General features: G+C 63.8%; 13 protein-coding genes and 1 tRNA gene. 4 read left to right on the forward strand and 10 right to left on the reverse strand.

The features are described from left to right. Nucleotides 1-6 precede the first annotated feature (6 nt). Nucleotides 7-1,176, forward strand: a complete 1,170-nt coding sequence (locus tag AB4118_RS17590; RefSeq protein ID WP_441490945.1) for a glycosyltransferase family 4 protein — start codon at nucleotides 7-9, stop codon at nucleotides 1,174-1,176. A gap of 118 nt (nucleotides 1,177-1,294) precedes the next feature. Here the strand turns inward: AB4118_RS17590 and mdtI are convergent, their stop codons facing one another. After that, nucleotides 1,295-1,627: a multidrug/spermidine efflux SMR transporter subunit MdtI gene (gene mdtI, locus AB4118_RS17595; protein ID WP_441491072.1), complete on the reverse strand. Its 333-nt coding sequence runs from the start codon at nucleotides 1,625-1,627 to the stop codon at nucleotides 1,295-1,297. Nucleotides 1,628-1,629: 2 nt separating this feature from the next. Continuing rightward, on the reverse strand, nucleotides 1,630-1,986 hold the full coding sequence (locus tag AB4118_RS17600) for a DMT family transporter (RefSeq protein WP_069881065.1): 357 nt from the start codon (nucleotides 1,984-1,986) through the stop codon (nucleotides 1,630-1,632). A gap of 530 nt (nucleotides 1,987-2,516) precedes the next feature. Here AB4118_RS17600 and AB4118_RS17605 point away from each other — a divergent pair. Next, complete coding sequence (locus AB4118_RS17605) at nucleotides 2,517-4,064, forward strand: undecaprenyl-phosphate glucose phosphotransferase (RefSeq protein ID WP_441490946.1); 1,548 nt, start codon at nucleotides 2,517-2,519, stop codon at nucleotides 4,062-4,064. After that, the gene (locus AB4118_RS17610) at nucleotides 4,061-5,326 is read left to right on the forward strand and encodes an O-antigen ligase family protein (RefSeq protein ID WP_441490947.1); all 1,266 of its coding nucleotides are present in this window, start codon (nucleotides 4,061-4,063) and stop codon (nucleotides 5,324-5,326) included. The genes AB4118_RS17605 and AB4118_RS17610 overlap by 4 nt, the downstream gene beginning before the upstream one ends. A gap of 97 nt (nucleotides 5,327-5,423) precedes the next feature. On the opposite strand, the gene AB4118_RS17615 is transcribed toward AB4118_RS17610, so the two are convergent. Next, nucleotides 5,424-6,239, reverse strand: a complete 816-nt coding sequence (locus AB4118_RS17615; RefSeq protein WP_441490948.1) for a class I SAM-dependent methyltransferase — start codon at nucleotides 6,237-6,239, stop codon at nucleotides 5,424-5,426. Between the two features lie 338 nt (nucleotides 6,240-6,577). Between AB4118_RS17615 and AB4118_RS17620 the strand changes: the two genes are divergently transcribed. Then, nucleotides 6,578-6,655 (forward strand) — tRNA-Pro (locus AB4118_RS17620). Nucleotides 6,656-6,878: 223 nt separating this feature from the next. Here the strand turns inward: AB4118_RS17620 and AB4118_RS17625 are convergent. The 7 genes from AB4118_RS17625 to AB4118_RS17655 form a co-directional block, all read right to left on the reverse strand. Next, the gene (locus AB4118_RS17625) at nucleotides 6,879-7,970 is read right to left on the reverse strand and encodes a hypothetical protein (RefSeq protein ID WP_441490949.1); all 1,092 of its coding nucleotides are present in this window, start codon (nucleotides 7,968-7,970) and stop codon (nucleotides 6,879-6,881) included. Then, a complete protein-coding gene (locus AB4118_RS17630; protein WP_441490950.1) occupies nucleotides 7,957-9,735 on the reverse strand; it encodes a fatty acyl-AMP ligase in 1,779 nt (592 codons plus the stop codon). The genes AB4118_RS17625 and AB4118_RS17630 overlap by 14 nt, the downstream gene beginning before the upstream one ends. After that, a complete protein-coding gene (locus tag AB4118_RS17635) occupies nucleotides 9,732-9,983 on the reverse strand; it encodes an acyl carrier protein (RefSeq protein ID WP_441490951.1) in 252 nt (83 codons plus the stop codon). The genes AB4118_RS17630 and AB4118_RS17635 overlap by 4 nt, the downstream gene beginning before the upstream one ends. A gap of 26 nt (nucleotides 9,984-10,009) precedes the next feature. Next, nucleotides 10,010-11,530, reverse strand: coding sequence for an MBOAT family O-acyltransferase (locus AB4118_RS17640; RefSeq protein ID WP_441490952.1), 1,521 nt, complete (start codon nucleotides 11,528-11,530; stop codon nucleotides 10,010-10,012). A gap of 320 nt (nucleotides 11,531-11,850) precedes the next feature. Further along, nucleotides 11,851-12,021, reverse strand: coding sequence for a hypothetical protein (locus tag AB4118_RS17645; protein WP_441490953.1), 171 nt, complete (start codon nucleotides 12,019-12,021; stop codon nucleotides 11,851-11,853). A 305-nt stretch (nucleotides 12,022-12,326) separates the two neighbouring features. Then, complete coding sequence (locus tag AB4118_RS17650; protein ID WP_141740231.1) at nucleotides 12,327-12,515, reverse strand: hypothetical protein; 189 nt, start codon at nucleotides 12,513-12,515, stop codon at nucleotides 12,327-12,329. A 179-nt stretch (nucleotides 12,516-12,694) separates the two neighbouring features. Further along, nucleotides 12,695-13,453 (reverse strand): SDR family oxidoreductase, encoded by a 759-nt coding sequence (locus AB4118_RS17655; RefSeq protein ID WP_441490954.1) that lies wholly within the window; start codon nucleotides 13,451-13,453, stop codon nucleotides 12,695-12,697. Between the last annotated feature and the right edge of the window lie 123 nt (nucleotides 13,454-13,576).

Consider the following 13,576-nt stretch of genomic DNA (forward strand, 5'->3'; position numbering starts at 1 on the left):
ACGGCCATGGCGGACGCCCCCGGCATGAAGCCGCTGCGCATCCTGCACGTCTTTCGGGCGCCGCTCGGCGGATTGTTTCGCCACGTCCTCGATCTGGCTCGCGGGCAAGTGGAGCGCGGGCATCAGGTCGGCATCTTCTGTGATTCGAATACTGGCGGCGGGCGTGCCGACCAGGTTTTCGCCGAGTTTGGCCCGGATCTCGCGCTTGGCGTCACGCGCGTGCCGATGTCGCGCTACCCGAGCCTCATGGACGCCAAGGCGCAACTGGCGGCCAACGCGACGCGGGCGCGCCTTTCCCCTGACGTCGTGCACGCTCATGGCTCGAAGGGCGGCGTCTATGCGCGCCTGCCTGCGCTGGTTTCACCGCAGCGGCGCTACATCACGGCCTATACGCCGCATGGCGGCAGCTTCAACTACAAGCCCGGCGGCGCCGAGCATCGCATCTATATGTCGGTCGAACGGCTGCTGGAGCGTGCGACGGACATGTTCTGCTTCGAGAGCGCCTTCATCGCAGGGCGGTTCGAAGCCTATATCGGTCACAAGCCGCGCAGCGATTACCGGATTGTCCTGAATGGCATTTCGGAAGCCGAGTTCGAGCCGATCGACCATGCCAAGGCAAGGTTCGACCTCGTCTATCTCGGGGAGCTGCGCTCCGCGAAGGGGGTCGATACGCTGATCGATGCGCTCGCCTTGTTGAAGCGCCGCGACAGCCTCGAGCCGCGCATCCTGATCGTGGGGTCGGGCCCCGACGAGGCCGTGCTGCGGCAGATGACGTTCGACCGCGGCATCGGCAGTCAATGCGTGTTCGAGCCGCCCGGCCCGATTCGCGCCGCGCTGGCACAGGCCCATGTCATGGTGATCCCGTCGCGGGCGGAATCGCTGCCCTATGTCATCCTTGAAGCGGCGGCAGCAGCCCAGCCGCTGATTTCGACGAATGTCGGCGGCATCAAGGAAATCTATGGCCCGGATCACGCGCATCGCCTGATACCGGCCGATGACCCGGCAATCCTGGCCGGGAGCATTCGTTCGATCCTGGCCATGCCCGAACCCGAACGACGCGCACAGGCGACCGATCTGGCACAACATGTCCGCCAGAACTTCTGCCTCAACGCGATGATCGACGGCGTACTGGCAGCATACCGCGTCGCGCTGGTGCGACGCGGTATCGACGCGTGATGAAACACTGTCGCGTTAGATCGCCGGACAGGAAATCGTATCCAGTCCGGTGACCTAACCCTTTGTGTTTGCACCGGCTTTGTCCCGAAAACCGCATTCCACTTTTCGGGGCGATGTTTTAGAGGAACTTCAGGCCGACGACGCCTGCGATGACCAGCGCGATGCCGACCCAGCCGGACAGATAGATCCGCTGCCCGAAGGCAAGGGCTCCAACGATGGCCGTGATCACCAGCCCCGCTCCGCCCCAGACCGCGTAGGCGACCGAAAGGTCCATGCCGCGTATGGCCTGTGCCAGGGCCGCGAAGGCGCCGACGACGAGGACCATCCCGACGGCACCGAGCAATCGCCGCCTCATGCCGTCGGAGAGCTTGAGCAGATAGGTACCGAGGACTTCGAGTACGACCGCAAGCCCAAGCCAGGCAAAGGCAAGCGACTGTGGCTGAAGAAGCATGGTCACGCCAGCCTCCCCTGCTTACCCTCCTCGACACCGTGCCCGACGCCGCGCTCGAGCAGCACGATACCGGCGATGATGGCCGCAAGCGCCAGCAGGCGCTCAGGCGTCAGATGCTCGCCGAAGAGAAGATGGCCCGCGGCGGCGATGCCGACGATGCCGAGCCCCTCCCAGACGGCATAGGCAACCGCCATGGGGATGACACGCAGCGCCACGCTGAGCAGCGCGAAGGACAATCCGATCAGAACGAGCGGTAGAGCCGTGATGAGCCACGGCTCAGCGACGACCGACTTCAACGCGGCCGTCGCGACAATCTCGACAGCAATCGCTGCGAGCAGAACCAACCAATGAAAAGACATGATGCACACGGGCGAAGCCGGCGCTTACCGTCGGGAAGCGACGTTAGGCAGCTAAGCAAAGTTAGAGTTTTTACGAACGAGTTTCGAAGACGAAGCCCTGGAAGATTGAACTTCTGGGGTTGCACAGCGACTTGCCCAATTGCCTGAATTGGCAACCGCGGGCATCGCTCAGAAATGTGCTTCTCAGACACTCATCGCGAATGGATATGCCCGTTTTAATGCTTTTTGTCAACCAACATCAACTTTATGAGCCAGAAACGACTGCTTTTCGATACAAAATCGGAAAAAATGGGAGTGAGCTAATTCCTTGGCCGGACGAGAGAAAATCAACTTTCTTTGCATCGGGTTTGAGACGCCGCTTGCAGGGGGATAAACTGGACCGTTCGAGATGGTCCGGAATGCCGTAGAGTCGCCTTGCTGGCCACAAGACAGCGAAGCATCGGATTAAGCCTTCCGAGAGCATTTTGAGCTAATCGCAAGCCGGGACCGGGAGGTGAGTATTGCTCCGGTCTGAGTAGAGGTAGCGTGTGATGGGCACTTTCGATGTGCGTGACCTGATCCAGGCCGACGCGGCCGGAGCATCAGATCCAGCCGGCGGGAGCAAGACGGGTTCGACCCGCGCTTTCCATCCCCTGGCCGAACGCATCGCGGCGATGCCGGTCAAACCGACACTCTCCCCGGTCCTGATCGAAGGCCTGGTGCGCCTGTTCGACGTTCTGGCCATCGTCAGCGTGGCAGGGCTGGTCTACTGGTTCTATGTCGCGGGCACCACCAGCAGCACCCTTCTCTATCAGATCACCGTTCTCCTGGTGAGCGTCGGCGCGCTCGCCGCCTTCCAGGCGCTGCATCTCTACCATATCGGAGCTTTGCGCCATTTCGTCCCGACGGCCGCCCGGCTCGTCGCGGGCTGGACCATGCTGTTCCTGATAGCACTCGCCGCCTTCTTCTTCATGAAGGTCGGAAGCCAGTTTTCCCGGGTCTGGCTGGCTGGCTTCTATGGCGGCGGTCTCGCAGCCCTGCTCGGCGAGCGCCTTCTCGTGACGATGGCCGTGCGCCGGCTGACACGCACGGGACGGCTCGAGCGGCGCACGGCTATCGTCGGCGGCGGCGCTGCGGGCGAAGCGTTGATCAAGGCGCTCGAAGCGGAAAAGGACTCCGGACTGCAGATTTGCGGCGTCTTCGACGATCGCAACGACGATCGCTCGCCCGATCTCGTCGCCGGCTATCCAAAGCTCGGCACGATCGACGACCTTGTCGAGTTCGCCCGCCGCACCAAGCTCGACCTGGTGATCTTCACCCTGCCGATCTCGGCGGAGGGACGCATCCTGCAGATGCTGCGCAAGCTCTGGGTTCTGCCGATCGACATCCGTCTCTCCGCCCATATGTCGAAGCTGCGGCTGCGGCCGCGCTCCTATTCCTATATCGGCGCGGTGCCGGTGCTCGATGTGTTCGACCGGCCGATCGCGGACTGGGACATCGTGGTGAAATGGCTGTTCGACAAGATCGTCGGCACCCTTGCCCTGATCGCCCTCTCGCCGGTTCTGCTGATCACGGCGATCGCGGTGAAGCTCGACTCGAAGGGGCCGGTCCTGTTCCGGCAGAAGCGCTACGGCTTCAACAACGAACAGATCGAAGTCTTCAAGTTCCGCTCGCTCTATCACGAGATGCAGGATGTTACCGCCAGCAAGCTGGTGACCAAGGATGATCCGCGCGTCACCCGCGTCGGCCGGTTCATCCGCAAAACTTCGATCGACGAGTTGCCGCAGCTCTTCAACGTGGTGTTCAAGGGCAATCTCTCGCTGGTCGGACCCCGCCCGCATGTCGTCCACGGCAAGGCCGACAACCGCGCCTATGAGCAGGTGGTCGACGGCTATTTCGCCCGCCACAGGGTCAAGCCGGGCATCACCGGCTGGGCTCAGATCCATGGCTGGCGCGGGGAGACCGACACCGAGGACAAGATCCAGCGCCGCGTCGAGCACGACCTGTACTACATCGAAAACTGGTCCGTGATGCTCGATCTCTACATTCTGTACAAGACGCCGATCTCGCTGCTGACCAAGTCCGAGAACGCCTATTGAGCGCGCTCGCCGACCGCGCCGGACATGAAGGCGGCCGCGGCGGCCTGAGGGTGTCCTTGGCCTCGATCAAGCGAGGCACGCTCTGGCTGCTGACCGCCTCCAGCGGCTTCGCGCTGATCGAGCCGTCACCCTATGAATTCTTCTTCCTGCTCACGCTGTTCGTCTTCGCGCTGACAGGCATCCGCTTCTCGCAAAAGCTGCTGCCGATGGTCGTGCTGCTGCTGCTCTACAATATCGGCGGCATCTTCTCGCTAATTCCCTGGATGGACGAGCCGGCCTCCGTGCGCTTCACAGCCGTCTCGGTCTACCTGATGATCACCGCGATCTTCTTCGCAGCCATCATGGCGGAGGACCCGCTCGGCCGGCTGGAAACCCTGCGCAAGGGCTATCTCTTCGCCGCCTGGTGCGCGAGCTTTGCCGGCATCCTCGGCTATTTCGACATTGCCGGCCTTTCCGACGTCTTCTCCTATGCCGGCCGCGCCTCCGGCACGTTCAAGGATCCCAACGTGCTGGGGCCCTTCCTCGTGGTTCCTATCGTCTACGCGCTGCAGCATATCCTGATTGGGCGCCTGGGCCTGATACGCGGCTTCCTGGTGATGAGCGTGCCGCTGATGGCCGTGCTGCTGGCCTTCTCGCGCGGGGCCTGGGGCAATCTGGCCGGCTCGGCCCTGATGATGGTCGGGCTGATGTTCCTGACTGCCCCCAACGGTGCGCGCCGCGCCCGGATCGTGATGCTCACCCTCACTGCGCTTGGGGGCATCCTTGTCGCATTGCTGATCGCGCTCTCGTTCGAGAGCATCCGCGACATCTTCGAGATTCGCGCCAGCCTCAACCAGAGCTACGACCAGGGCGTAACCGGCCGATTCGGCAGCCAGCTGCGCTCGCTCCCGCTCCTCCTCGATGCGCCCAACGGGCTTGGCCCGTTGCGCTTCCGTTGGCATTTCCCGGAAGATCCGCACAACGTCTACATCAATGCGTTCGCCTCCTATGGCTGGCTCGGCGGCATCGCCTATCTCGGCTTGATGGTCACCACCTGCTATGTCGGCTGGCGTCTCGTCTTCAACCGCTCGCCCTGGCAGAACCACGCGATCGTGCTGTGGTCGGTGCTGTTCATCACCATCCTGCAGGGTGTCCAGATCGACACGGACCACTGGCGGCACTTCTACCTGCTGCTCGGGCTGGTCTGGGGCCTGGCAGCGCTCAAGCCGGGCGACGCTGCCGGTCAAATCCCGGGCGGACGATTGCCCGCTGGTCGGGCATAGGTCATCGGACTGGATATCGTCTCCGGTTCACTGACCTGCCCTTCTGTGTCCGCATCGGCCTTCCCCAAGACCGCAATCCATTTTTCAGGTCGGTGTCCTAGACCGGCGCCTTGCGGACCAGCACGTAGTCGTAGGTCGTCACCAGGTCCCAGCCAGTTTTCGCAGCCAGCAGGTTGAAGGCGTGGTCGATCTCCCGCAGCCCCGGCAAGCGCTCGAAATAGCCATGCCCCCAGAAGCGCTGGACGTGAACATCGCGGAATCCGGCCCGGTTGAGCATCGGCGTCAGCTGCGCGCGGCTGCCGCGGCACCAGTCGTAATAGGCCGGGAATTTGGGATCGCCGCCGTCCTGCCGACGTGCCGGAAACAGCGCGTGCAAGATGGCGCGCGAGGCGGCCTCCGGCAGGATGTGGTTCAGCGCGAAGACCGGCGCCCAGAGCGTCGGGAAGAAGGCCAGCGCCATTCCGCCTGGCGCCAGCAGCGCATGGATGTTCGTCCAGGCCCGCTCGACATCCCGGATATGCTCGAAGACCATGCGCGAGACCATCAGGTCGTAGCTGCCGCGTTCGACATCAGGTTCGGACAGATCGCCAGCAATGTCGAAACGCGCCGTCCGCAGGCCGGGCGCCGACAAGGCCAACTCGCTCGCGTCGATATCATTGACGACAAGGTCCAGACCATGGCTGGCGGCTTCGGCGGCAGAGAACAGCGGGTCGCGGCCACCACCGATCTCGCAGATCCGCCTCAAGCCGAACTGTCGGGTCAGGGCGAGAATCGTCCGCTCGTAGTTCTTCCAGGCCCAGCGCGAATGCCAATCGGGCTGCAGCTCGGCGAAGAAGGTTTCGAGAGCGCGGTCCTGATTCCGTTTCGCCCTTGCGGCTGTTCCCTCCGCACCCAACGCAATCGTCGCGGTCATGCCACTCTCCACCGATCATCCGGGAGGGAGGATGTGGACGAACGGCTCTCTCCGCAATGTTTTGCTTAACATGCAGTTAATGCCGACGGTTTCGAAGCCGGAAGGCTATCGCCCAAGCGTATGCGTCCAGCCGGCGCCTGCCATGGAGCCCCTTGGCGCTTGTTCCCGGTGCACGCCGAAAGCGCAGGTGGACGTGGTCCCTTCGCGCCCCGAACCAAGGCTTGGCGCGAGATATGGCAGCGCGGCATGGCGGCGATGCAGCGCTTCTGAAAAACCCTGCGGAGAGTATGCCGAAGCGCGTTGCATCCGCGCGCCCACCCCTCTATAAGCCGCCCTGTCGGAGCGTAGCGCAGCCCGGTTAGCGCACTTGTCTGGGGGACAAGGGGTCGGAGGTTCGAATCCTCTCGCTCCGACCATAAAACCTCATGGAAACATTGAGTTGGCGAACGGCATTAAGATGCCGCGGCGCCGTATCTGCTCGGGCACATTCGGGCTATACCAGCGCGATTCTGGCATTTCCAGCACGTGGGCCAAGCGTCAGTTGCGGCTCGCGAGGGAACTGCCGAGCTCTGACGCTATGCTGTTCTGATCTGGAAATTGATCGAGCGCGGCGGGAAGAGAATCAAGCGGCGGCGCACTTCAGCGCCGCGCATCGACCTCTGAAGCGACGGCGCCCTCCGCTCCCCTCAACCGGCCGAATCGTTCCCAGTTGGGCGGCATCGGCTCGCCGAAAATGCGGGCCAGCATCATGCGGCCGACCTCAGCGGAATAGTGAGCCTGGTCGCCCATCCAATAGTTCGGATCGTCCGAGAGCCAGTCGGCGCCCGTGAAGTCCCAGAGCGGCGTGACACGCGCAACCTGATCAAGCGCTTGCGCGAGATCCTTCGGCAAATAGCGGCTCTCGACGGCACGGTGGAGCGGGCTGACGGCCACAATGAGCCTGGTGCCGTTCTGTCGAGACAGCGTGGCGATACGCTGCAGGATCTGCAGCTGGTCTGCGAAATACGCGCGCTGCGCGAACGGCCTGTTGTAGTCGCTTCCGGCCTGCGAGCCACGCCCGGCCAAGCTGCTCAACGATGCCAAACGGACGAATGCCAGTTTCACCTTGTCGACGACCGAAGGGCTCTTGCGATCCCTCTCCTCGATCGCGGCGCGGGCCTCGCGCAGGATACGCTGCCAGCTCCGGACCTGCATGGCCGTCAGATTGCGCCACCAGAAATACACGCCGCTTTCGCCGCTCAGGGCCTGAGGCAGCAAGGTCTCGATGTAGCGGTTTGTCGCCGGGGGATCTCCGAAGGTATCGATATCGAGGAGCAGGAACACCGTGCGCAAGTGCTGCCCTCGTTTCACCTTGTCGGCGAGGACGTATTCGAGCGCGGGCAGGAAGTCCGGCAGCATGCCGCGTGTGGCCCAGAAACTGGCGAAATTCACCCCGTCCAAGCGGCGGGACAGCTCCGCTGGCGCAGTGGCCTGGGCGCGAGAGGAGCCGAACAGCACGCCCTCGAAACTGTCCGGCGCAGCGTCATAGGCCGCGAGATTACGGTAGTGGTAATTGAGGTTGGGCGTACGCGGAAGGACGTTTGTGCCGAACACGCCCTGCGGATCGATCACGACATTCGCGACGACCACGCTGGCAAAGAGCGCCGCAGCGCCCAGGATAAGGGCCAGCGCATAGGTCCGAGGGTTCATCCCGGACGCAGCGGAAACCGGCTTCTTCTTACGCCAGAGCATCGGGCAAACCTGGCTGGAGTTCGGCAAGGCGTCCGTCGAGGAAAAGGCTGCGGGCAAGGCCGCGCTGGATCTTGCCGCTCGTCGTCTTCGGCAGGTTGCCGGGGCGGATCAGTACGACATCGTGGATGGCAAGCTCGTGCTCGGTGGCGATCGCCTCGCGGATCGTGTCCTCGATGTCATCGATGGAGACGTGGCGCATCTGCGTCCGCTCGATTTCCTGCACCACGACAAGACGGCCCTCGCCATCCTCGTCCAGGATCGAGAAGGCGGCGCCGCCATGCCTCCGCAAGGCCGGGTGGCTCGCCTGAACGGTGTCCTCGAGGTCCTGCGGATAATGGTTGATGCCGCGAATGATGATCACGTCCTTGATGCGCCCGGTGATGAAGAGCTCGCCGGTGTCATCGAGGAACCCGAGATCGCCGGTACGAAGCCAGCGCTCCGCGGCTTCCCCTTCGATCCGCGGCCAGAAGGTCGCGGCGGTGGCCTTGGCGTTTTGCCAATAGCCCTGGGTGACATTCGGACCGGAAATCCAGATCTCGCCGGCATGACCGGTTTGAAGGCGTCGGCATGTCTCCGGATCGACGATCGCGAGCCTTTCGCCGACGAGGGCCTTGCCGCAGCCTGCGCCGAACTGCGCGTCGTCTTCGCTCGTCGGCGCGGCCGCGCGAAGGCGTTGCAGCGCCTCCCGGCTTATCCGACGTTTTACGAGCCCCCGCCCCCGTCCGCCGCCGGAGGCGAGAAGCGTCGCCTCCGCGAGCCCGTAGGCCGGCGAACATGCGTCCGGCGCGAAGCCATAGGGCGCGAAGGTCTTGGTGAAGCGCTCCATCGTTTCCGCGCGCACCGGCTCGGCGCCGTTGAGCGCAATTTTCCAGTGGGACAGATCGATTCCCGCCATCTGGTCGGGGCGGAAGCGATCGACGCAGAGATCGAAGGCAAAGTTCGGCGCCGTCGCGAACTCGGCGCGGTAGTCGCTGATCGCGCGCAGCCAGTTCAGGGGGCGCTGCATAAAGCTGACGGGGGCCATGAGTACGCAAAGCGAGCCGACATAGAGCGTCTGCAGCACGTTCAGGATGAGCCCCATGTCGTGATAGAGCGGCACCCAGCTCACATAGGTCGTCGCGCGGGTGTTGCCGTATACGAGCCGGATCATCTCGCTATTGGCGAGAAGGTTGCCATGGCTCACCATCACGCCCTTGGGATCCGACGTCGAGCCCGAGGTATATTGCAGGAAAGCCAGGTCCTGCAGGCCGGGCTCCGGGAACATGCTTCCCGCCGGCGCCTGGGCCTCCTTCGTGGCGTCGACGGCCATGAAATCGAGCGCGGGGGCCTGGAGACGCTCCGAGAGGTCGCCGCGAGTCGCCTGCAGTGCCGGACTCGTCAATGCGATACGCGGCGTGCAGTCGGCGACGATGCTGGCGCTCGAATTGCGCGCGCCCAGGCGCCGTGGCGGCATCATCGGTACAGCGATCGTGCCGGCAATCAGGCAGCCGAAGAAGGCGACGAGGAAATCGAGCCCAGGCGGGAACATCAGGAGCGCTCGCTCGCCGGAGAGACCGCGCCCTACCAGCTCCGCCGCAAGCGCACGGGCGCGGCGCTCGAGCTCCGAGAAGGTGAGCGAGGCCTCCTCGCCGCCGCGATCCGACAGGAAGGCATAGGCGCGCTCGTTCGGCTGCTCCGCAGCGCGCGCACGTAGCAGCTCGACCATCGAGCTGTAGCCGGCCTCGAGGGCCGCCGGGCTCTCCTGAATTGTCAGAATCTGGTTCAATCCTGCGCTCCCGCGAGGTGACGGGCAAGCGCTGCGATGCTGGGGTATTCGAAGGCCAGTTCAGGGGCGAGTTCGCGCCCAAGCCATTCCTCGAGCTCGGCCACCAGGTAAACCGCCATCGCGGAATCGACGCCCAGGCGCGTGAACTTGGCCTGCGGATCGATCTTTTCCGCAGGGCGTCGCAGCCCCTTGGCGAGATGCGCGACGCACCACGCGGTGATTTCTGCTTCGCCCTTGTCAGTTGCCATCAAACGCCACGCTCCCAGACTGATCGTCAGAATTGGTAATAGAGGAACTCGCTCACCTGCCCGAGCCGGAAGAACACTTCGCCGAAGAGCAGGAAGGCCGTGCCGAGGGCGATGAGCGAGGGGCGCCAGGCTAGCGCGCCGACATGTCTTCGCCAGTTCGACTGAGCATCGCCTTCGCGATAACCGGTGATCTCCATCGGGTCCGGCAGGAGAAGGGCAATCGCCAGCGCCAGCAGAGTCAGCGCAGTCCCGGTGAGCGACCAGGTGCTGCCGAGCCAGGTGCGGATGAAGGCCTCCGAGATCCAGCCCTGGCGTATCGCCCACCAGTCGTGCTGCAGCGTGAGCGCCTCCGCGACCGGGGATTGACCCATGCCTCCCATGGCGGCGAAGAGATGCCCCGACGTCTCGATATCCGCAGAGCGAAACAGGACAGAGCCCACCACGAAGGCCGTGAAGGTCAGCGCCCATCCGACGAACCGGCCCGCCTGTGTCGGCTCATCCCGCTCGGGCACGATCCGCTGCCAGATCGTGTTGATGGTGAGAAGGCAGCCGTGATAGGCGCCCCATACCACGAACGTCCACCCGGCTCCGTGCCAGAGACCGGCCAGGGTCATCGTGATCATCACTGCGATGGCGCGCCACCACCCCATCGGCCGGCCGAAGGTCAGCGGCCCGTAGACATAGTCCCGCAGCCACTGCGACAGCGTGATGTGCCACCGCCGCCAGAAGTCCAGGATGCTGGTTGCGCGCAATGGTGCGGCAAAATTCACGGGCAGCCGGAAATTGAACAACAGCCCGAGGCCGATCGCCATCTCGGAATAGCCGGAAAAGTCGAAGTAGATCTGGGCCGAGAAGGCCAGGGCACCGCCCCATGCGGCGATGGCGGTAACCGGGTCGCCCCTCGCCGCAGCGTCGAAGACCGTGCCGACATGCGGCGAAAGCGAATCGGCGATCAGCACCTTCTTGGCGAGGCCGATGATGAAAATCGTCAGCCCAAGGGCAACGTTCGACCAATCCAACCGGAAGCGCGCATCATCGCCGAGCTGCCGGCCGAAGCTGTTCCAGCGCACGATGGGTCCCGCGATCAGATGCGGGAAGAAGGCGACAAAGAACGCGTAGCGGCTGAAATGAAGCGGAACTTTGCGGCGGTAGACGTCGACCAGAAAGGCGATCTGCACGAATGTCGTGAACGACAAGGCGAGCGGAACGACGGGGGGCGCGGCTTTGTAGGAATGAACGATCGAGAGAAGGAAATCAGCGTATTTCCAATAGCATAGCACGAGGATGTTGCTGACGATTCCGAAGACCAGGAGTCGCTTCGCCGCCGGCTTCTTCGCGGCTGCGATCAGCCGTGCGAACCAGAAATTCGCGACGATCGACGCCACGGGCAAGAGCACATAAGGCGGGTTCCACCATGCATAGAAGACGAGCGACGACAGCGTCGTGCCGATGATCGCGGCCGCGGCGCTCACGCGCGCCAATGCGAAGTGCAGAAGCACCGCAAGCGGAAGAAAGACGAAGATGAACTCGGTAGAATTGAAGAGCATCGGGCGTGCCGTTGGAGCCGTGCGAGGCTACAGGCATACAGCCGGTCCGGACGCACGCAAGACGGACCGGAAGCTTGTGGCCCATTAGCCGGCCATATGTGTGAAATATGTCACCGATACTGCCGCTACGGCGCCGTCGGTCGTTGGGCAATCTGCGCGACTGCGCAGGAGCCTCAGTAAAGGGTCTAGCTTTGCCACTCTTCGCCTTGATCGAGATTGAGAATCGCTACGGGCATCAAGCCCGGCTGGAGCTCGGAAGCCCGACCCAGTGATGTCGATGGCTGCGTGAATCTCTGCGGGCCTTTAGGGTACAGGTTGCTTTACCAGATTTTGATCCCCAGCCTGCCGTCATAGGCATGCGAGCGGCCATTCAGGCCGATCTGGTAGCCGACGGAGGCATAGAGAGCTCCCATAATCGCCTCGGGTGCGCCGCGATTGATCCGACCTTTGGTCACACGGCCGCCGCCGATCGCAAGCAGGATCTGGAGCATGATGCGCCGGGCCTGCGATTGACCATGCTGATTTCGATGATCTTGCTTGTGATGAACGGATTCAGCGGCCGGCGGAGGCGGCCTCGATTGCGGAGCAAGCGGCCGCGGCGCTGAACAGTGCGTCGGCGACGCTACGCGGCCGAGCGCGGACCGTGCACTTCCGGCGCTCGACGGAGACACCGCGCGTTGGCTTGCCAACGCGGCACATTATGTTCGCCGCGAGAGAGGACGTGCGCCCTTCATGTCCGCTCACGCGACCTTTGGAGTTGGTTCCGCGTGGGCGGAGCCAGCCGGTGACGTTCATCCTACTGCCGCCTCTTCCCAGGCGCCCCAGGCTTGGCCGGGCTCTGCGCGGCGACCGGGTCGCTTGCGGGGAACGTATCCTTCAGCGCCTTGTCGAGCTGCTGTTCCGGCGTGCTTTCACGCTCGGTCTTTCGCTGCTGCTTCTGCTCCTTCCGGAGACTTTCGACCGCCGGGGTTGTGTGCTCTCGCATTGCCATGCCTCTGCCGTTGATGAAGCCGATAGACGACGAGGTAACGCCAGCGAGACGCATACGTTCCCAAACCGTGTCGCTCCTCCCGGTCCCCGCGGGATATGGCGAGGCGCTCGATCGAAGGTACTTCCGATCGTCGCCCGCCAATCCTGATCTGGCGGCTCGCTTCAGCGCCGGTATCAGGCCAGCCGCACGGAAATGCCGCCATCCACGAGCATCGGGCTTCCCGTCACGAAGCTGGACCTGTCGGACAACAGGAACAGGGCCGCCTGCGCGATCTCCTCTGAACTCGCCATGCGCTTCATCGGGTGCAGGTTGGCGACGAAATCCAGGACGGCCGGCTGTCCCTCGCCACCGCTTGGCGTGATGGTGCCGCCCGGCAGGAGCGCATTGACGCGGATGCCGTCCGCGGCATGCTCGGAGGCCAGCGACTGCATCAGGCCGATCATGCCCGCCTTGGACGCGGCATAGGCCGCCATTCCCGGCAGCCCGCCATTGCTGAAGCCGACGAAGGAGGATGTGAAGACGATCGAGCCCTGCCCGCTCTCCTTCATGACCGGGATCTGGGCTTTCGCTGCCAGGAACGCGCTCGTCAGATTGACCGCGATGACATCGTTCCAGTTGGCCATCCCCATCTCGGCGACCGGCATCATGTCGCCGACGATGCCGGCATTGTTGAAGGCGCCGTCGAGGTGACCGAATTCCTTGAGGGCCAGGGCGACGAGCGCGCTGGCATAGTCCTCATCCCTGACGTCGCCGGCCAGACACACGGCCCGGCCATGGTTCTTCCGGATCTGCGCAGCCAAGGTTTCCATCTCGGCACCACGGCGGGCTCCGAGAACCAGCCTGGCTCCTTCGGCTGCGAACAATAGAGCCGCCGCAGCGCCGATTCCGCTGCTCGCACCCGTGATGATGATCGCCTTGTCTTCCAGTTCCACAGCTCGCTCCCCTGTCGGTGTCGTCAAGGCGAATTAGCGATTGGCCGCGGGGTGCAGCCACCCGTTTCCTGTGGTCCGGATCAGCCGCGCGGCGGAACCTGACGTCCGGCCGCACCGTTGTTG

This window comes from Allobosea sp. 2RAB26 (assembly GCF_052115465.1).
Lineage (GTDB): Bacteria > Pseudomonadota > Alphaproteobacteria > Rhizobiales > Beijerinckiaceae > Allobosea.

Coding starts and splice junctions, on each gene's coding strand:
- AB4118_RS17650 (WP_141740231.1), bottom strand. CDS start 12,515: ATGCGAGAGCACACAACCCCGGCGGTCGAAAGTCTCCGGAAGGAGCAG.
- AB4118_RS17645 (WP_441490953.1), bottom strand. CDS start 12,021: ATGCTCCAGATCCTGCTTGCGATCGGCGGCGGCCGTGTGACCAAAGGT.
- AB4118_RS17600 (WP_069881065.1), bottom strand. CDS start 1,986: ATGTCTTTTCATTGGTTGGTTCTGCTCGCAGCGATTGCTGTCGAGATT.
- AB4118_RS17615 (WP_441490948.1), bottom strand. CDS start 6,239: ATGACCGCGACGATTGCGTTGGGTGCGGAGGGAACAGCCGCAAGGGCG.
- AB4118_RS17625 (WP_441490949.1), bottom strand. CDS start 7,970: ATGCTCTGGCGTAAGAAGAAGCCGGTTTCCGCTGCGTCCGGGATGAAC.
- AB4118_RS17640 (WP_441490952.1), bottom strand. CDS start 11,530: ATGCTCTTCAATTCTACCGAGTTCATCTTCGTCTTTCTTCCGCTTGCG.
- AB4118_RS17605 (WP_441490946.1), top strand. CDS start 2,517: ATGGGCACTTTCGATGTGCGTGACCTGATCCAGGCCGACGCGGCCGGA.
- AB4118_RS17590 (WP_441490945.1), top strand. CDS start 7: ATGGCGGACGCCCCCGGCATGAAGCCGCTGCGCATCCTGCACGTCTTT.
- AB4118_RS17635 (WP_441490951.1), bottom strand. CDS start 9,983: ATGGCAACTGACAAGGGCGAAGCAGAAATCACCGCGTGGTGCGTCGCG.
- mdtI (WP_441491072.1), bottom strand. CDS start 1,627: ATGCTTCTTCAGCCACAGTCGCTTGCCTTTGCCTGGCTTGGGCTTGCG.